The sequence below is a fragment of the Kistimonas asteriae genome, from assembly GCF_018263925.1.
GTDB lineage: Bacteria > Pseudomonadota > Gammaproteobacteria > Pseudomonadales > Endozoicomonadaceae > Kistimonas > Kistimonas asteriae.
The window spans coordinates 12,602-30,682 of sequence record NZ_JAEVHF010000015.1 but is presented as its reverse complement, the minus strand read 5'-3'; the positions used below and the strand labels follow the sequence as shown (position 1 = coordinate 30,682).

Sequence of the window (18,081 nt, the reverse complement as noted above, 5' to 3'; positions counted from 1 at the left end):
GCCGAATCCCCCGATAAAACCGGAGGCCGGTAACCGGCCTCCTGCGGGGGAAACGTCATGGAACTGCAGCGCGTTCACGCCAGCCTTCTGCATCAGCATCACCTGTTTTCATCATTCAGCGATGAAGAGCTGGCCATCCTGTTACAGGACACGCAGCTTATTCACCTCGAACGGGAAGAGCTGCTGTTTCGTCAAGGTGACCCTGGCGGGCACTTTTATTTTCTGATTGACGGCACCGTCAAACTGTATCGCATATCACCGGATGGGAATGAAAAAGTACTGGAAGTGATCAGTCAGCATGAAACCTTTGCCGAAGCCATCATGTTCATGGAAAAAAGCCAGTACCTGGTCAGTGCCCAGGCCATTACTTCAGCCCAGCTTTTTTCCTTTTCCAACAGCACCTATCTGCGACTGCTGAATCAGAACAGCAGATTGTCCATCGCCCTGCTGGGAAAACTCAGCATACGACTGCATCAGCGTATTAATGAAATCGAAACCCTGTCCCTGAAAAACACCACCCACCGTGTCGTCCGTTACCTGATAGAAAGCCTGACCAACAACCTGACCGAACGCCCGGAAATTGAACTGAATATACCCAAACGCCTGATTGCCGCTCGCCTGTCGATCCAGCCGGAAACCTTCTCCAGAATCATGCGTAAATTATGTGATGATGAAATCATCGCTGTCGATGGCCGGCATGTGACCGTTCTGGATCCGGAACGATTGCTGCATTACGAATAATCCCTTTTCCCTCCTGTCACACGACCATATCTATTGTGGCAGAGGCTCCCAATATAACCCGATAGTGGCACAGGAAAATTATCCCGGCATCCCGCCGGTTAAACCTTGATTACAATCAGGTTTAACCATTCCCAGCGGTTGAGCCTGCGTTCAGAATCAACAATCATGAAATGGCCATCCATACTGAGTGGGAGAATCAGGGATGCCAGGAGATTCTGAAAAACAGTGCCTTTACTGCCGGGCGATGAGCAGACAGAGTGAGACGCATTGTACACAGTGCGGAATGCCGTTACCGGATAGCCTGCATACCGGGCAAACACGACGACAGCAGTACTTCTGGCTCAGCTTTACCGCCATCTCACTGTTCTGCCTGATCATGGTGTTCTGGTTACCCCGATAAACAGCCGCAGGCAAACCGGGTGTTTTTTGTCGCAGGGAGTACCTGTTCGGCGCCTGACTACATCCCCATAAACGGCAATGGACTTTTAGTAACGGCAACCGAGAGAATATAGACAAAAACAGCAATGGAAATCAGCGCCGCAACAGCCCGTACACGTGGTGTTTTCCCTCGCTTGATAGCGACCATCCCCAGCCCTATATAAACAAACAACGCCGCAAGCTTGGCCTGCACCCAGGGCACATCCCAGGCTGACCACTGCCAGGCCAACCAGACACCACAACCCAGCAACAGGGTATCCAGCAGATGCGGTACTATTCTCACCCAACGCTGCTGCAACCGGGCAGAACCGGCCACCGACCAGCAGGCACGGACAGAAAACAGGCCGACACTCAACAGCGCCAGCGTCATATGAAGATGTTTAACGATCAGATACATGCGTGTGTCAGTCCCTGCTAACAGCCTCCGGTCAGACGACTGTATAACAGGGGCAATTCCCGTGGCAACTGTGCCGGCCGGTGAATGACTGAGAAACCATCACTGCCGAACAGATAGGGCAGATAAGCTTCCGCCTCCTGGTCAATCGTGATGCAAAACGGTAACAGCCCCTGTTGCCGTGCCTCGATGATCGCCATGCGGGTATCTTCCACCCCATAACGGCCTTCATAGTGATCGATATCATTGGGCTTGCCGTCACTGATCAGCAACAGTAACCGGCGGGATTCGCCCTGGTCCATCAGGATCTTCGTGGCCTGGCGTATCGCCGCTCCCATTCGGGTGTAATAACCCGGCCGTAACGACTGCAGGCGCCCCCTCACCCGGTCATCATAGGTTTCACCGAAATTTTTCAGCAGATTAAACCGAACCTGGTGACGCTTAACCGACGAGAAGCCATACAGGGCGAATCGGTCGCCCACCGCTGACAGTGCTTCAGAAAACAGCAGAAGACTGTCCCGGATGACATCAATGACCTGGTAATCATTATTGATATAGGCTTCAGTCGACATGGAGAGATCCGCCAGCAACAGGCAACAAAGATCCCGATTCTGGTGACTGAATCGCCGATACAGTCCCGCGTCACGGTTATCGCCCTGCTGTCGTCTGGCCTGGAAGTCGAGCCAGGCATCCAGGTCAACTTCATCCCCCTCCGGCTGCCGGCGCAGCCATTGTCGCTCTGGCTTCAGTGTTTCAAACCGGGCCCGCAGCTGTTTCACAACCGGTATCAGTCGCCCGGGCAGGGGCATCGGTTCGGCCCGCTGATCCAGCATGGGCTGCAGCAGGCAATACCCCTCACGCAGACTGTTGCGACGAAAATCCCATTCAGGCAACAGGATCCCATCCCCCAGCGGCAGGTCATCATTGATCGCAGCCGGCAGGTCCAGATCCAACTTCAGCCGCGAGGCGCCGGCCTGCCGTTTGCGGGATACACTAATGATATCGAGGTCATCCGCTACCCGACCGACATCTTCGTCCTCACTGTCATCACAGGTGCGATCAAGACTGCTGTACTCAGACCAGCTGAACAAATTCTCGAGACGGAACAGCAGCAGACCATCCCTTCCATTGGGATCATCAACGACCGCCCCCTGCTTTCGAATACGTTTATGCCCTTCGCCCCCCCCTGACTGCGGCACGTCAACCGTATCGTCGTCATCCAGCATGGCTACCGGCGCATTGACGCCGGTAGACGGATACAACCAGAGCAGCACAGGCCAGGGCGCACGGTTACTGGCAGGGAATGTCTGCACTGAACCGGGGTCCAGCAACGCTTGTTGAATGGCTCGTTCCAGCCTGGCATCACCTTCAGGCAACCACCCGGGATCGGGTCTCAGGCCCATATAAGACGACACCAACCGCTGGTAACGGGGACGCAACCCGGGGCACTGCTGCAACAGGTCAACCACATGCTGCTGATTGTCCCTGCCCCAGTGCCGAAAACCGTTTGGCTGCTTAGACGCCAAGGCAGCCAGCCAGAGATAGAGCTCCCGGTTCTGTGCAGGTTCAGGGAATAATGCAATGCTTTCCGGCAGGCGCAGGCTTTCGTCATCCCGCCAGGCCAGGCTAACCTGACGCCCGGTACCGGCTATCCTCGCCAGCAGGCTACGCCAGGTCAGGTAATCCCGGGGGGCCGACGCCTCGATTCTCAGCCCCCTGTCACCGCCCAGCGCACGGAACAGTGTCGCCACAGACCGTCCAACGTCCTGCAGACAGACTCGGGCCTGCGCATACTCCTGGCTGGCACTGCGGGTAATCAGACGGTGCCAGAGGCTGCCAACATATTCTTCCATCTGCTATTCCCCTCTGCCGAAAAAAAAGCCCCGGCAAACCGGGGCCAAAGTACTTCAACGACGACTTCCGTACTTACTGCACAACACGCTCATCCCCCTTGACGAAGAAACTGACGAAATAGGCGACCAGACCCAGCAGGAAGACAACCCCCGCAACTTCACGCAACCAATAGAAGATGGCCAGTTCATCCTGGGTAGCCATAAACGACAGCGCACTTTCATCTTCAGCCAACCGCTGCAGCCAGATCTGGACGACACCGGCGCCCGTCAGAAACAGGGTAATGAACACCATGCCCACGGTCATCAGCCAGAAGCCCCACATTTCCACCACCTGGGCCCGGTTACTGTTACCGTTACTCCGGCCACGCATGATCGGCATGGCGTAGGAGATGATGGTCATCACGATCATGGCGTAGGCGCCGTAGAATGCCATATGCCCGTGGGCAGCCGTGAGTTGAGTGCCGTGGGTGAAGTAGTTTACCGGTGAGAGGGTATGCAGAAAGCCCCAGACACCCGCGCCAAGGAAAGCCATCACCCCGGTGCCCATTGCCCAGAGGGTAGCCACCCGGTTGGGATGCTCACGACGACGACGGTTAACCATGTTGAAGGCAAACAAGGTCATAGCGAAAAACGGCAGTGGTTCAAGGGCCGAGAAGAACGAGCCCAGGGGCTGCCAGTATTCCGGCGTGCCGATCCAGTAATAATGGTGACCAGTGCCAATGATACCGGTGATCAGCGCCATGCCGATGATCACGTACAACCACTTCTCAATCACTTCCCGGTCAACCCCGGTCACCTTGATCAAGGTAAAGGCCAGGATCGAACCCATGATCAGTTCCCAGACCCCCTCAACCCAGAGGTGTACGACCCACCACCAGAAATACTTGTCCAGCACCAGATTTTCCGGGTTATAGAAGGAGAACAGGAACATAACGGCAAGACCGATCAGGCCCGTAATCAGCACCATGTTGATTACGGTCTTGCGTCCTTTGAGAATCGTCATGCCGATGTTATAGAGGAACCCCAGACAGACCACGACTATACCGATTTTGGTAATCGTCGGCTGCTCCAGGAACTCCCGCCCCATCGTCGGCAACAGGTGATTCCCTGTCATTTTCGCCAGTCCCGCGTATGGGACAAACAGGTAACCAAGAATCGTCAGCACACCGGCTGCGGCAAAAATCCAGAACAGGGCTATCGCCAGTTTCGGGCTATGCAGCTCGGTATCCGCCTCTTCCGGCACCAGGTAGTAAGCCGCCCCCATAAAACCGAACAGAAGCCAGACAATCAACAGGTTGGTATGCACCATTCTGGCAACGTTAAACGGAATGGCCGTGGCAAGGAAATCACCCACCACATATTGAAGCCCCATAAGCAGGCCGAACAGGATCTGCCCGGCAAAGAGTATCAGCGCGAAGACAAAATACGGTTTCGCCACCGCCTGGGATGAGAATTTCATCATAATAATCTCTCCTCAACCTTCTATATTCGGTGGCCAGCCATTGGTATTGATCTCTGACGACCATTTCAGGAACTCCGCCAGATCATCCACTTCCTTGTCAGACAGGTTAAATTGCGGCATCTGTCGTCTTCCTGGAATATTGAGCGGTTGTGCTGCCATCCAGCCCTTAAAGAAGTCCTTGAAGCCCTCCTCTCCGCCGCGACGGTCATAAACATTGACCAGTTCCGGTGCGAAATAGGCGCCTTCTCCAATCAGCGTATGACAGCCAATACAGTTATTTTCCTCCCATAACAGTTTGCCGTTCGCTACCGCTTCAGTGATATTTTCCCGATGATCACGCTGCGGGAGCTTCCTGGTGGTGTCCAGGGTCAGGCCAAGAAACAACAGGATGAAGAACAGACTTCCCCCGTAGTAAATGTTTCTGGCCATGCCCTTGGTAAATTTCTCCGGCATGTTCCCCCCCCTCTCATTATTTTTGTACGTGTCCATTCTAGGGAGGCGGCCCGATAATCCACTTGACGATAATCAAGTCATGAAAAAAGCCCGCTGCAACATGAAAAAAACCCTTTTCTGCCATGTAAAACCTGAAAATCCTTGATCAAAATCAATTTTAGAAAAACAACATATTGTGCTTGTCTATATTTACACACACAACATGTTGTGCTTGACTGAAGCATATACCACAACACATACAGAACGTATAAAGGAGCACGCCATGCCCGGCCTGTCCGATAGGGATATCCAGCACTCCCCCACCTGCATTCTGAAACGCGACAACAGCCGGGAACCCTTTGACCCCGTCAAAATCAGCCAGGCCATCCTGAAGGCAGGAAGAGCCACTGGCGAATACAACGCGCTAGAAGCCGGGAAGATTTGTGACAAAATACTGACACTGATTCGGTACCGCTTTCAGGGTGAAGCCACCCCCACGGTCGAGCAGGTTCAGGATCTGGCAGAACAGGTTCTGGCGACCGAAGGTTACCTTGAGACGGCTCGCGCCTATATCGTCTACCGGGAACGACACAATACCCTGCGCGATGACCGGCGCACCCTGCTGGATGTAGAAACGTCGATGTCCGAATACCTGGAACGCAGCGACTGGCGGGTCAAGGCCAACGCCAACCAGGGCTACTCATTGGGTGGACTGATACTAAATGTGGCGGGTAAAGTGACCGCCAATTACTGGCTCAGCCACGTCTATGAACCGGCGATCGGTGAAGCTCACCGGGAAGGCGACATCCATGTCCACGATCTGGATATGCTATCCGGCTACTGTGCGGGCTGGTCCCTGCGCACCCTGCTGCATGAAGGGCTTAACGGAGTACCCGGCCGGGTCGAGGCCGGGCCGCCCAAACACCTGACCGCCGCCATTGGCCAGATGGTGAACTTTCTCGGCACCCTTCAAAATGAATGGGCTGGCGCCCAGGCCTTCAGCTCCTTCGATACTTATCTGGCGCCGTTTATCCGGAAAGACCAGCTATCATACGACACCGTCAAACAGTGTATTCAGGAATTCATCTACAACCTGAATGTGCCGTCCCGCTGGGGTACCCAGACACCGTTTACCAACATCACCTTCGACTGGGTCTGCCCGGATGACCTGAAGGAGCAGATACCGATCATTGCCGGCGAAGAAATGCCGTTCAATTATGGCGACCTCCAGCAGGAGATGGCGATGATCAACCGGGCCTACATCGAAGTCATGATGGCCGGTGACGCCAGGGGGCGGGTATTCACATTCCCCATTCCCACATACAACATCACACCGGAATTTGACTGGGACAGCACCAACACGGACCTGCTGTTCGAAATGACCGCAAAGTACGGCCTGCCCTATTTCCAGAACTTTCTGAACTCCGACCTGACCCCGAACATGGTGCGCTCCATGTGCTGCCGTCTGCAGCTGGATCTGCGTGAACTGCTGAAACGGGGTAATGGCCTGTTCGGATCCGCTGAGCAGACCGGTTCGCTCGGCGTTGTCACCATCAATTGCGCCCGCCTGGGATATCGGTTCAAAAAGGATCGCACTGCCCTCTACCAGCGGCTGGATGAACTGCTGGAACTGGCGAAAGAGAGCCTGGAGGTGAAGCGGAAAGTCATTCAGCGTCATATCGATGAGGGGCTGTTTCCCTACACGAAGCGTTACCTGGGCACACTGCGCAACCATTTTTCAACCATCGGGGTGAACGGCATCAACGAGATGATCCGTAATTTCACTGACGACACCGATGACATCACGTCACCGGCCGGGCATGGTATGGCCGTCGCTCTGCTGGACCATATCCGTGAACGGATGCAGGCCTTCCAGGAAGAGACCGGACACCTCTATAACCTTGAGGCCACACCGGCGGAAGGCACCACTTACCGCCTGGCAAAGGAGGATCGCAAACGGTTCCCCGACATCCTCCAGGCCGGCACCCCGGAACAGCCGTATTACACCAACTCGTCACAGCTGCCTGTCGGCTATACGGATGACCCCTTTGCCGCTCTCGACCTGCAGGATGAACTCCAGTGCAAATACACCGGTGGTACCGTCCTGCACCTGTACATGAGTGAACGGATCACTTCGGTCGAAGCCTGCAAGAAGCTGGTACGTCGCAGCCTGGAAAACTACCGCCTGCCCTACATTACGGTGACCCCGACGTTTTCCATCTGCCCCCGCCATGGCTATCTGTCCGGCGAGCATGAGTTCTGCCCCAGGTGCGATGATGAACTGGTCATCCGAAAACAACAGGCCCTGGCTGAAGCCTGATAACCATTAACAACCCTTGAACCACAGGAGAAATACCCATGAAACAGGACAACAACCTCACACTGGATGACAGTGAACGCCAACGGTGCGAAGTATGGACCCGGGTGATGGGTTACCACCGTCCGGTATCGGCCTTCAATCCCGGCAAGCACCAGGAGCATGAAGACAGACTGCACTTTCAGGAAAAGCGCCCCACTGCGTCCGTGACACAACTTACTGCTCACTCTGCGGAAGCCGTCCAGTGAGTTCAGCGTGCATTCCGGCCACTTCAGAAAATGATCAGGCCGCCGCGTTGCGCGTCGGCGGCCTGACGCCAATGACGACCATCGACTTTCCGGATGCGTTATCGGCCGTCATTTTTACTCAGGGCTGCAACCTGCGCTGCCAGTATTGTCAGAATACGCATCTGCTCCCTACTCGCTCCAACGAACAGTTATCCTGGCAGGACGTTGAGCACTTTCTCCAACAGCGCAGAGGACTCCTGGACGCCGTGGTCTTCAGCGGCGGCGAGCCTACCCTGCAGAAGGCGTTATTACCGGCGATCAGGTCGGTCAGGACTCTGGGCTTCCAGACCGGTATGCACACGGCGGGCACCTCCCCCTCACGATTTTCGCAGGTACTTGCACACCTTGACTGGGTGGGTTTCGACATCAAAGCGTTGCCGGAGGATTATCGGGAAATAACCGGTACTGCGAGCGGTGATGCCTGCTGGCGCAGCCTGGATATCCTGCTGGACTCCGGCACCAACCATGAAGTACGAACCACTGTGCACTGGCAGTTACTGCCGCCAGAAAAACTGATCTCCCTGGCAGAGCAGTTATATCAGGCAGGTGTCCGTCGTTTTGTTCTGCAAAACTGCCGCACTCAGCATTGTTTCAATACCGACATCAGCCCGTCATGGCTGGATGAACAACAAAAACAGGCTATTTACCGGGAGTTGAATGCACTGTTTCCTGAATTCAGTACCCGTTAACAGCCTTCAAAAACACCACTATTCAGACCACCATACGTTTTACAGCACGCCTGAATTGAACTTTACTTTCCAGCCTGATTTATCTCCTTATGTACCTCTCAGGAGGTCACGATGCGTTCCATTATCTGCTTGCTCCCTCTCTTGATGCTGGTCTCCCTCTCCCGACTTTCCCATGCAGTTCCGCCCCCTCCCGCCAACACTAACGACAAAGCGTATTCAGAGGCCGCTAAACACCGCATTCTACCGCCAGACATACCCTGGAAAGGTAAGAGCGAACGATTCACTGCATCAGCCAGTGATCCCTTTATTACCAAGGCAGAAGCCTCCGACTAAAAGAAAACCGGTGATTACCAGGACACTGTCAACTGGTTGAAACGACTGGCGACCCAGACGTCAGATATCCGGATTATCAACCTGAACGAGAAAACACCGGAAGGCCGCAACATGGTCATGGCAGTGGTGTCCACCAGTCAAGATAAGACACCAAAAGGGTTGAAAGAGAGCGGCAAGCCCACCGTACTGATTGAATCCGGCATTCACCCGGGCGAAGTCAACGGGAAGGACGCCGGATTGATGCTCCTGCGAGACCTGACTGTCGGTAAGCAATACCCAGGCCTGCTCAAAAAAGTGAATGTGTTGTTCATCCCGGCAGTGAACCCGGATGGCGATATGCGACGCAGCGCCTACAGTCGCATCAACCAGAACGGGCCGGATGTCACCGGCTGGCGGCTGAACGCCAACAACCTCAACCTGAACAGGGACTTTACCAAGCTGGACAGCCCCGAAATCCGCAATGTCGTCAATGTCATGGCAACCTGGGATCCGGATTTTTTCATGGATGTCCACTCCACCGACGGTATCAATTACCAGTACGATGTCACGTATTGTGATAACGGTAACGGCTGGTCACCGGCGGCCAAGGCATGGATGGACAAGTCCATGACCCCGAAGGTCTACAAAGATCTGAAGGCCATGGGCCATATTCCCAATGTCTGTATCAGCGCCAATGACAACAGCGATATCACGAAAGGCTACTACCCGTATTCAAGTGATCTGGCGCGATTCTCGAACCAGTATGGGGATATCCGTGGCATTCCAAGCATCCTGGTCGAATTGCACGCACTGAAACCCTATAAACAACAGGTACTGGGTAATTATGTGCTCTACAAATCGATACTGGAGAGTGTGGCGGCGGATCCAAAAGGGTTGAAAAATGCGGCAGAAAAAGACCACGCCATGCGCCCTGCCAGAACAGTACTGACCTGGAAGGCACCCGAGAAGGTTCCCGACGTTGAATTCAAGGGCGTCACCTACGAAACAGAAAAATCACCGATTACGGGTGATGATGTGGTGATCTGGAGTAACAAACCCAAAACCTATACCGTGCCACTGACCGGCATGACAGAGCCCGACCTGATCATCAAACGCCCCAAGGCTTACGTGATCCCTGTCCAGTGGCAATCCATCATCAAACGCCTTAAGGAACACGGTATCAATATGACGGTGTTCAAGCAGCCTACTACGCTCAATGTCACCGTCTACCGGATGAAAGACATACGACTGGGAGTGGGTTTCGAACCGGATCGTGCTGGCGGTGCCAAGTTGCCAGGCTACGAAGGCCGGTTGCTGATCACCGGTACACCGGTACCGGTGAAGCGCCGTGTCACATACCCTGCAGGCTCCGTGGAAGTCTTCACCGACCAGCGTCTCGGCACCCTGGCCATGAACCTACTGGAACCCAGGAGTCCGGACTCATTCCTGCAATGGGGTTTCTTTAACAGCATGATGACCACTGGCGAAGAGCCAGAACGCTATGTGATGGAACCCATGGCCCGCGCCATGCTTAAGCAGGATCCCAAACTTGAGGCCGCTTTCAAGGCGAAGCTGAAGTCTGACAAAACCTTCGCTAACGATCCCAATGCGCGGTTGATGTGGTTTTTTGAACACACACCTTATATTGATGCCAACCGGTATCTTTACCCTATCGGCGTGATCCCTTCCTAAAGAGAACTGAACGTTTGTCAGACAGCCATGGATGGCAATCTGTCGACGTCTCCATAGACATGGCAATTGCCGTATTATTTCCAACCACAGACCGTGCCTGACCACCACGCTTCGGCAAATACCTACAAATGTCGTTTTCCTGTTAGCCCATTTCCCCCATGCCGCTACTCGACAAGGCGCAACGCGAAAGTAACAACTGACTCCTGACCGTCCACACTGACAAACCACAGTCGTTTTTCGTTTTGTCAATATTGAAGATATCAGTCCTTTCAGAGAACATACCGCCGCCCAAATACTACATATAGTGTTCCGCCCCCAAGACAAACACCATTTGAGGGATTATACGGATACACAATAACGACTGTTTACCTGCTGACTCCCGGAGATGCCCCGCATGACTGACATCATCAAGCGCGATGGTTCACGCAAGCCTTTCGACGCACCACGTATAGTCAAGGCCGTGGCAAGTGCATTGAACGATGCCCATGTCAGAGACGATACCTTCGCCGAGCAGGTGGCCCGGGAGATCGAACAGAGCGTTGCCGACCAGGCCGTGGTCGATATCTATGATATCCAGAACCTGGTGGAAGATCTGCTGATGCGCAGCCAGTACCCGAATGCGGCGCGCAAATACATCGAATACCGCCAGACCCGCGATATCGAGCGCGAGTCCCGCAATGCCCTGGGCCGCGATATCCTGAGCATCATCAACCAGGATAACGAACAGTTGATGAACGAAAATGCCAACAAGGACAGCAAGATCATCCCTACCCAGCGGGATCTTCTGGCCGGCGTTGTTGCTAAACATTACGCCAAGCAGCATCTGCTGCCCGCCCATATCAGTGCGGCCCATGACCGGGGCGACATCCACTACCACGATCTGGATTACGCGCCGTTCTTTCCCATGTTCAACTGCATGCTGATCGATATCGAAGGCATGATGACCAACGGGTTCCGCATGGGCAATGCGGAAATTGAAACGCCGAAATCCATCACCACGGCAGCAGCGATAACCGCCCAGATCATCGCCCAGGTGTCCAGCCATATTTATGGCGGTACCAGCATCAACGAGATTGACCGGATTCACGCGCCTTACGTACGCAAGACCTACGACAAACACCTGACTCAGGGTATGCGGTGGATTGGCGACGAAGCCAAGGCCCGCGAATACGCCATGGAAATGACCGAGAAAGATTGCTACGACGCCTACCAGGCGCTGGAGTACGAGGTCAATACCCTGCATACCGCTAACGGACAGACGCCGTTTGTCACCTTCGGCTTTGGCCTCGGCACCAGCTGGGAAGAGCGTCTGGTACAGAAATCCATTCTGAAAAACCGGATTCGCGGTCTGGGTCGTAACAAGAAAACCCCGGTCTTTCCCAAGCTGGTATTTGGTATTCGCAAAGGTGTTAACTTTGCCCCCGAAGATCCGAACTACGATATTAAGCAACTAGCCCTGGAATGTGCCAGCAAGCGGATGTACCCGGATATTCTGAACTACGACAAGCTGGTCGAAGTCACCGGCAGTTTCAAGACCCCGATGGGCTGTCGTTCATTCCTGAACACCTACGAAGAAGATGGCAAGCTCGTACACGACGGCCGCAACAACCTGGGCGTTGTCTCCCTGAACCTGCCCCGTATTGCCATTGAAACCGTCCAAAGTGGTGCGGATGACAGTGAGAAGGAGTCTGCCTTCTTCCGCCTGCTGGATCAGCGCCTTGAGCTGGCCCGCGAAGCCCTTATGACCCGTATTGAGCGTCTTGACCATGTCCGTGCCAGCGTCGCACCGATTCTCTATGTTGAAGGTGCCTGTGGCGTGCGCCTGAAGCCGGACGACAAGGTCAGTGATATCTTCAAGAATGGCCGTGCGTCTATTTCTCTGGGTTACATTGGTATTCACGAGACCATCAATGCCCTGTATGGCAAAGGCGATATATACGATTCTGAAGAGCTACGCCAGAAAGGCGTTGCCATTGTCGAATATCTACGCAATGCAGTGAACCGCTGGAAAGCCGAGACCGGTTACGGTTTCAGCCTTTACTCAACCCCCAGCGAAAGCCTGTGCGACCGTTTCTGCAGACTGGATGAAAAAGCATTTGGCGTGATCGAAGGCGTCACCGTGAAAGGGTATTACACCAACTCTTTCCACCTGGATGTTGAGAAGAAAGTCACGCCCTATGACAAGGTGGACTTCGAACAGGTCTACCCGCAGCATGCTTCCGGCGGCTTCATCTGTTATGGCGAATACCCGAACATGACCCATAACCTGAAAGCCCTGGAAAATGTCTGGGACTACACTTATGACCGGGTACCCTACTACGGCACCAATACCCCCAATGACTCCTGCTACGCCTGTGGCTTCGAGGGCGAGTTCAATGCCACCAACCGTGGTTTCGAATGCCCCCAGTGCAAAAACCGCAACTCTGACAAAATGTCAGTGACCCGCCGGGTCTGCGGTTATCTGGGGCAACCCAACAGCCGCCCCTTCATCCGAGGCAAGCAGGAAGAAGTGGTTCGTCGTGTAAAACACCTGTAATTAAAACAGGCATGAGATCAGTGCCGGTTCTGTTGATACAGAACCGGCTGACACCTCCGGAACCGTCCATGAATTACCTTCAGTATTACCCGATCGATGTCGTCAATGGCGTCGGCACCCGCTGCACACTGTTTGTCAGTGGTTGCGAGCATTTCTGCAAAGGCTGCCACAATTCCAGCAGTTGGGATGCGGCTTCTGGCCACCCATTCACTCAGGCGATGGAAGATCAGATTATCCGGGATCTCGGTGATACACGCATTCACCGTAACGGACTCTCCCTCTCCGGTGGGGACCCACTGTTCCCCGGCAATCTTGACTGTATTCTGAGACTGGTGAAGCGGGTAAAAGACACGTATCCGGACAAAGATATCTGGCTATGGACCGGGTATACCCTGGAAACCCTGAAAGAGAAACAACGGAAGATTATTTCGTATATTGACGTACTGGTTGACGGGAAGTTTGAGCTGGAAAAGCGAGACCTGTCACTGGCCTGGCGCGGCAGCAGTAATCAGCGGGTAATCCCTCTGCATAGCCGGGACTGATACCCGACAGCCAACGGTATTCATCAATAACCGATGCGACGTTACCTCCCCTCTCCGACTGCCACCTTATCGAACGATGTCAGTACATTACTCTTCGACTCGAAGGCGCCCCCGGACCCGCCGCTCTATAATCAGGAAATCTCTCGCTGAAATCTGCGATCACAACCGTTGCGACCAGGCCAAGCCTGCAGCAAAACAGAGATTAACTCGGTAGTTATAGCGATTCTGCTTTTGCATGCTGCAATGCGCTAGTCCGCCACTGATGCGCTTTTAGTCAGTCATTCATTGCCATGGCCTTTGCCAATCCGACAATACCTGGCAGGACACAACAGGCATGGGCGGTGACGATATAAACCAGTAGCGACATCACCACGGTGGCGCCTGTACCGAAACCCAACACAATGACCAGCGGTATGATGATCAGCAAGACGCCGGCGGCCAGACTCAGGCCAACAGCACACTGGAGATGGCGACGCACCTGAAACGCTTCATGACGACAGTGGCGATACCCGCACCAGAGCAGACCAATAAACGCCACACCGGGTAACAGCAACAGATTCATTAGATACAGCGACCAGGCGACAACCGCCGGTCGCATCCCCTGCTTGTTCATACCTCCCTCCCTGGCCCGAATGTCTGTCAGTGGTTCATCGTGTGTGACGTGTCAGCGGCAGGCATATCCTTCATGGTGGAATGCTCCGCACCGTGTTTCATCACCATGCCATGCATCCCCCTCCCTTCACCTGGCATCGCAAGGGAACCCAGTAATTCAAGGGTTACTGACTCAAAACGCAACACCTCACCCCCAAAATCCCGGGCAAAGGCAGTAGCGTCCCCTTCCGAGGCAAAACTGCTCAGCGTCGCGCCCATGGCGCCGCTTTTGCTGCTGCCAGCAACAAACCAGGCATCTTTGGCTTCAATAAACGCGTTGTCATCCGGCGTTTCCCAGGAGGACTTTGCCATGTCATGCACAAAAACGGTCTGAACATTCGGCTGATTTTCCGGCTGCAGCAACCAGGAAAACAGGTCCCGGGTGGAGCAGAAACGTTTGATTGACGGGCTGCCGTTTACATACAGCTCCCCCTTGGGGCCGGGGTGGTTCCGGATAATCATGCCACACAGGTGACAGGTGTCACCCGCCTCAATGGGCATGGCATGCTGCATGGCACTGTGCTCCGGCTCCTGGTTACAACCAACCAGTACAACCAGTAGCAGTCCCGCACACAGGGTCATTACTTTTCTATTTATCATGGACATTCTGAAGTACTCCTTATCAAAGCGGGCGACGGCGAAAGACCATCAGCGCAAGGCCGACCGGCAACAGCAGCCAGCCGATCATCACCACGATCAATGTCAACCATGAGAACACGCCACCGGCTGCGACGGACATGATTCCAGTCAAGGCTTCACCACGCCCCAGGTACTGCAAGTTGACCAGCCGGAATACGTCGGTGGGGTTAAGCAGCAGTAACCATGGAAATAACTGGCCATCCACCTGGCCGCCGGTCGCCACCAGCAGTCCCAGCAGCCCCATATCAAACACCAGCACAAACAGCATCCAGACCACCAGCGCTAGGCCGGCAGCCCGCGACTTCTCACGCACCCGGGCACTGATCAGGTAAGCGATACCGATAAAACACCAACCCAGCAGGATGGCCGTCACCATCAAAACGGCAAAAGGTGGCAACAGCTCTGCCGGTTCAGCATCTGAAAACACACCCATCACAACGGCTGCCGACCCGAACCCGGCGACAGTAGCCGTCGCCAGGATGCCACCATGGCCCAACCATTTCCCGAGCAGTAACTGGTCACGGCTCAGGGGGTAGGTCAACAACAGCAACAAGGTGCCGTTCTCCGCCTCACCCACCAGCGCATCAAACGACAGAAGCAGTGCAATGAGCGGTACAATGAACACCGCCAGGCTGGCAAGGCTGGCAATCGTCGTCGCCACCGGGGCAAACCCGCTGTGACCGGCGGCGGCCGCACCAAACACCGCCAGACCGATCGCCAATAGCCCCAGAGTAACGGCTATCGCCAGCAGCCAGCGGTTTCGCAGGCCGTCCCGGAATTCCTTGCCCGCCACAATCAGCAATGCGTTCATTGTCGAGTCTCCTGCAGGCATTCCCGGCTGAAATGGTTATAGAGGTCTTCGAGGTTCGGCACGCGCCACTGGATATCGGTCAGCCCCGGCATGGTGGCAGCCCCCCGCAACAGTTTGAGCTTGTCATCCGCCCGCCCCTGCAGCTGCAACCTGCCCGCCTGCTCCCGGGTTCCCTGCGCCAACGCTTTCAGGTCATCCGGCAACTGTTGCAGCAGGTTTTCCCCTTCCAGCAGAACACTGACCGGCAGGTCCGCCTGCGCACGCAGCGTCTCCAGCTCCCCCTGCGCCAGCACCCTGCCCTGTCCCATGATGGCCGCGCGATCGATATAGCGCTCTACCCCGGGCAGCACATGGGAACAGAGGATCACACTGCAGCCCTGCGCTTTCAGCTCAGCCACGCTTCCGTAGAAATCCTGGGTGGCCGACGGATCCAGCCCGACGGTGGGCTCATCCAGCAGCAACAGTTTCGGCTCCCCCAGCAGCGCCTGGGCCAGTCCCAGCCGCTGACGCATCCCCTTGGACCAGGTGCCGACTTTACGCCCGACGGCATGCGCCAGCCCTAGCCGCTCCAGCAATTCCAGGCACATTTTGCGGCCATAGCCCTTGAGCCGTGCAAAAAACAGCAGGACTTCCAACCCGGTCAGCTGCTCATAGAAGCTGACATTCTCCTGCAGGAAACCGATCCGGTGACGCTGCTGGCGAAAGCCCTTCTGGTCCGGTTGCTCACCGAACACCGATATTTCGCCCTCGTCCGGGCTCAGCAGCCCCAGTATCAGTTTCATGCTGGTACTTTTGCCCGCGCCGTTATGGCCGAATAGCCCCAGTACCTCACCTTCTTCCAGTGACAGGCTGATGCCCTGCAGGGCCTTCAGCGTGTCGAACTGTTTAACGACATTGTCCATCTGCAGGATGGTCACAGCGGCTGCCCTCCTGTTGCCGGTTCCACCGGGTGATCTTTTATGACGATGGCACTGGACGACAGGGATTTCGGTCTGGCCGGCGCCACCGGATTGGCCATCAGCGGGTAGCTGTCCGTCACGCCCGGCGACCGAAACACCGGAAACTGCTGCTGTACCCAGCGCAATACGACAACGGCGGGTGAGTTGATCAGCAGCCGTGATGACGGGTACTTCCACAGCAACCGGTCCATATTGTCGTTAGGTTCATACACCACATCCCCCAGACCGTCGCCATTCATATCCCAGCCCAGGTAATCACTCCAGTAATTGCCGCGGTGCCGCCCCTCGCCACCGGACCACTCCTGCGCCCGGGTGGCGACATACTTCACCTGGGTGCGATTCCCGACAAACGCGTTCTCAAACACGGTATTGCCTTCTGATCCCGCAGTCAGGTGAATGCCAAGATCACTGTCGGCAAACAGGTTGCCACTGATGCGGTTATAGGCCGAGTTGTAGACAAACAATGCCTTGCCCTCGGCACCCTCAATGTTGTCACCGTCCGCGCGGATGCGCCGGATGCGGTTGTCACGAATCTCGGAATAGGTAATAAAATTCATCAGGATGCCGTAATTACCATCTTCCTCAGACGTGTTGCCAAGAATCTTCAGGCCCCGGGATGACATCAGCGCGTAACCGGTCCGGTTGCGCCATGACCGGTTGCCGATGACCTCGTTATTATGGGAATACATGTAATGGATACCGAAGCGCAGGTCATGCACCCGGTTATTGATCAGCCGGTTATTCTCGCTGGAGATGATGTAGAGTCCGTCCCGGGTTCGACGAACGTCGTTATCCCGAACCTCAATACCGCGAACCAGCGACAGGTGAATACCATTGCCCCGGTCAGCAGACCGCAGCGCCGGGTTACCCTCAATCCGGTTACCGCTCACCCGGCCGCCCTGGACCCGGTCCAGCCAGATGCCGAAGGCATTGCCCTTCAGGTCATTGTTGTCTATCTGGCAATTACGGCCGGCGGCTTCCACGTAGATCCCGGCATTCTGGGCCGTCAGATCGCCGCCCCAGTTGATGATATTCAGGTTGCTAATAACGACATCCGGCGCCTGTATCCGTAACGCATCGTTAATGCCATTACCATCAATGACCGCCCCAGGCTCACCGGTCAGCGTGATGGATTGGCGTATCACAAAATTTCCACGATACGTGCCTGCCTGTAATACAACCCGATCCCCCACACGGCTGCTGTCCAGCACCTGCTGAAGATCACTTCCGGGGGGAACCGGAATATCCACAGCCTGCGCCGGTACAGTACCCAGTAAAAGACACAGGACGTACAACAGACGGGCAACGTGTTTCATGGTATCGCTA

General features: G+C 55.2%; 18 protein-coding genes. 9 read left to right on the top strand and 9 right to left on the bottom strand.

The window, feature by feature from the left end:
- Positions 1-57: 57 nt before the first annotated feature.
- Both KHS78_RS16255 and KHS78_RS16250 read left to right on the top strand, forming a co-directional pair.
- Positions 58-741: a Crp/Fnr family transcriptional regulator gene (locus KHS78_RS16255; RefSeq protein ID WP_211829534.1), complete on the top strand. Its 684-nt coding sequence runs from the start codon at positions 58-60 to the stop codon at positions 739-741.
- A gap of 202 nt (positions 742-943) precedes the next feature.
- Entirely contained in the window at positions 944-1,141 is a 198-nt protein-coding gene (locus KHS78_RS16250) for a hypothetical protein (protein ID WP_211829533.1), read from the top strand.
- A gap of 57 nt (positions 1,142-1,198) precedes the next feature.
- On the opposite strand, the gene KHS78_RS16245 is transcribed toward KHS78_RS16250, so the two are convergent.
- From KHS78_RS16245 to KHS78_RS16230, 4 genes are all read right to left on the bottom strand, one after another.
- Entirely contained in the window at positions 1,199-1,576 is a 378-nt protein-coding gene (locus KHS78_RS16245; protein ID WP_211829532.1) for a SirB2 family protein, read from the bottom strand.
- A 17-nt stretch (positions 1,577-1,593) separates the two neighbouring features.
- Entirely contained in the window at positions 1,594-3,426 is a 1,833-nt protein-coding gene (locus KHS78_RS16240; protein WP_211829531.1) for a nitric oxide reductase activation protein NorD, read from the bottom strand.
- A 73-nt stretch (positions 3,427-3,499) separates the two neighbouring features.
- Complete coding sequence (locus tag KHS78_RS16235; RefSeq protein ID WP_281417092.1) at positions 3,500-4,888, bottom strand: cbb3-type cytochrome c oxidase subunit I; 1,389 nt, start codon at positions 4,886-4,888, stop codon at positions 3,500-3,502.
- Between the two features lie 12 nt (positions 4,889-4,900).
- Positions 4,901-5,341, bottom strand: a complete 441-nt coding sequence (locus KHS78_RS16230; protein WP_211829530.1) for a c-type cytochrome — start codon at positions 5,339-5,341, stop codon at positions 4,901-4,903.
- A gap of 262 nt (positions 5,342-5,603) precedes the next feature.
- Here KHS78_RS16230 and KHS78_RS16225 point away from each other — a divergent pair, with 262 nt between their 5' ends.
- From KHS78_RS16225 to nrdG, 7 genes are all read left to right on the top strand, one after another.
- The gene (locus KHS78_RS16225; RefSeq protein ID WP_211829529.1) at positions 5,604-7,640 is read left to right on the top strand and encodes a ribonucleoside triphosphate reductase; all 2,037 of its coding nucleotides are present in this window, start codon (positions 5,604-5,606) and stop codon (positions 7,638-7,640) included.
- A 38-nt stretch (positions 7,641-7,678) separates the two neighbouring features.
- Positions 7,679-7,885 carry an anaerobic ribonucleoside-triphosphate reductase gene (gene nrdD, locus KHS78_RS16220; protein ID WP_211829528.1) on the top strand — a complete coding sequence of 69 codons (207 nt, stop codon included), beginning with the start codon at positions 7,679-7,681 and terminating at the stop codon, positions 7,883-7,885.
- On the top strand, positions 7,882-8,613 hold the full coding sequence (locus tag KHS78_RS16215) for an anaerobic ribonucleoside-triphosphate reductase activating protein (RefSeq protein ID WP_211829527.1): 732 nt from the start codon (positions 7,882-7,884) through the stop codon (positions 8,611-8,613). Before nrdD (KHS78_RS16220) ends, KHS78_RS16215 begins: the two co-directional genes overlap by 4 nt.
- A 111-nt stretch (positions 8,614-8,724) precedes the next feature.
- Positions 8,725-8,946, top strand: a complete 222-nt coding sequence (locus KHS78_RS16210) for a hypothetical protein (protein WP_211829526.1) — start codon at positions 8,725-8,727, stop codon at positions 8,944-8,946.
- Positions 8,947-8,982: 36 nt separating this feature from the next.
- Positions 8,983-10,617: a M14 family metallopeptidase gene (locus KHS78_RS16205; RefSeq protein ID WP_211829525.1), complete on the top strand. Its 1,635-nt coding sequence runs from the start codon at positions 8,983-8,985 to the stop codon at positions 10,615-10,617.
- 394 nt (positions 10,618-11,011) lie between these two features.
- On the top strand, positions 11,012-13,153 hold the full coding sequence (nrdD, locus tag KHS78_RS16200) for an anaerobic ribonucleoside-triphosphate reductase (RefSeq protein ID WP_211829524.1): 2,142 nt from the start codon (positions 11,012-11,014) through the stop codon (positions 13,151-13,153).
- 68 nt (positions 13,154-13,221) lie between these two features.
- Positions 13,222-13,695, top strand: coding sequence for an anaerobic ribonucleoside-triphosphate reductase-activating protein (gene nrdG / locus KHS78_RS16195; protein ID WP_211829522.1), 474 nt, complete (start codon positions 13,222-13,224; stop codon positions 13,693-13,695).
- 274 nt (positions 13,696-13,969) lie between these two features.
- Here the strand turns inward: nrdG and KHS78_RS16190 are convergent, their stop codons facing one another.
- Genes KHS78_RS16190 through KHS78_RS16170 form a run of 5 tightly spaced genes read right to left on the bottom strand, consistent with a single transcriptional unit; the run spans position 13,970 to position 18,071 of the window.
- Positions 13,970-14,308, bottom strand: a complete 339-nt coding sequence (locus tag KHS78_RS16190; protein ID WP_211829521.1) for a hypothetical protein — start codon at positions 14,306-14,308, stop codon at positions 13,970-13,972.
- Positions 14,309-14,334: 26 nt separating this feature from the next.
- Positions 14,335-14,952: a nitrous oxide reductase accessory protein NosL gene (locus tag KHS78_RS16185; RefSeq protein WP_211829520.1), complete on the bottom strand. Its 618-nt coding sequence runs from the start codon at positions 14,950-14,952 to the stop codon at positions 14,335-14,337.
- Between the two features lie 16 nt (positions 14,953-14,968).
- The gene (locus tag KHS78_RS16180; RefSeq protein ID WP_211829519.1) at positions 14,969-15,796 is read right to left on the bottom strand and encodes an ABC transporter permease subunit; all 828 of its coding nucleotides are present in this window, start codon (positions 15,794-15,796) and stop codon (positions 14,969-14,971) included.
- Entirely contained in the window at positions 15,793-16,713 is a 921-nt protein-coding gene (locus KHS78_RS16175) for an ABC transporter ATP-binding protein (RefSeq protein WP_343216928.1), read from the bottom strand. The genes KHS78_RS16180 and KHS78_RS16175 overlap by 4 nt, the downstream gene beginning before the upstream one ends.
- Positions 16,710-18,071 (bottom strand): nitrous oxide reductase family maturation protein NosD, encoded by a 1,362-nt coding sequence (locus KHS78_RS16170; protein ID WP_211829518.1) that lies wholly within the window; start codon positions 18,069-18,071, stop codon positions 16,710-16,712. Before KHS78_RS16170 ends, KHS78_RS16175 begins: the two co-directional genes overlap by 4 nt.
- Positions 18,072-18,081: the final 10 nt, after the last annotated feature.

Coding starts and splice junctions, on each gene's coding strand:
- KHS78_RS16240 (WP_211829531.1), bottom strand. CDS start 3,426: ATGGAAGAATATGTTGGCAGCCTCTGGCACCGTCTGATTACCCGCAGT.
- KHS78_RS16170 (WP_211829518.1), bottom strand. CDS start 18,071: ATGAAACACGTTGCCCGTCTGTTGTACGTCCTGTGTCTTTTACTGGGT.
- KHS78_RS16235 (WP_281417092.1), bottom strand. CDS start 4,888: ATGATGAAATTCTCATCCCAGGCGGTGGCGAAACCGTATTTTGTCTTC.
- KHS78_RS16210 (WP_211829526.1), top strand. CDS start 8,725: ATGCGTTCCATTATCTGCTTGCTCCCTCTCTTGATGCTGGTCTCCCTC.
- KHS78_RS16255 (WP_211829534.1), top strand. CDS start 58: ATGGAACTGCAGCGCGTTCACGCCAGCCTTCTGCATCAGCATCACCTG.
- KHS78_RS16180 (WP_211829519.1), bottom strand. CDS start 15,796: ATGAACGCATTGCTGATTGTGGCGGGCAAGGAATTCCGGGACGGCCTG.
- nrdD (WP_211829528.1), top strand. CDS start 7,679: ATGAAACAGGACAACAACCTCACACTGGATGACAGTGAACGCCAACGG.
- KHS78_RS16185 (WP_211829520.1), bottom strand. CDS start 14,952: ATGTCCATGATAAATAGAAAAGTAATGACCCTGTGTGCGGGACTGCTA.
- nrdG (WP_211829522.1), top strand. CDS start 13,222: ATGAATTACCTTCAGTATTACCCGATCGATGTCGTCAATGGCGTCGGC.
- KHS78_RS16245 (WP_211829532.1), bottom strand. CDS start 1,576: ATGTATCTGATCGTTAAACATCTTCATATGACGCTGGCGCTGTTGAGT.
- KHS78_RS16230 (WP_211829530.1), bottom strand. CDS start 5,341: ATGCCGGAGAAATTTACCAAGGGCATGGCCAGAAACATTTACTACGGG.
- nrdD (WP_211829524.1), top strand. CDS start 11,012: ATGACTGACATCATCAAGCGCGATGGTTCACGCAAGCCTTTCGACGCA.
- KHS78_RS16190 (WP_211829521.1), bottom strand. CDS start 14,308: ATGAACAAGCAGGGGATGCGACCGGCGGTTGTCGCCTGGTCGCTGTAT.
- KHS78_RS16225 (WP_211829529.1), top strand. CDS start 5,604: ATGCCCGGCCTGTCCGATAGGGATATCCAGCACTCCCCCACCTGCATT.
- KHS78_RS16250 (WP_211829533.1), top strand. CDS start 944: ATGCCAGGAGATTCTGAAAAACAGTGCCTTTACTGCCGGGCGATGAGC.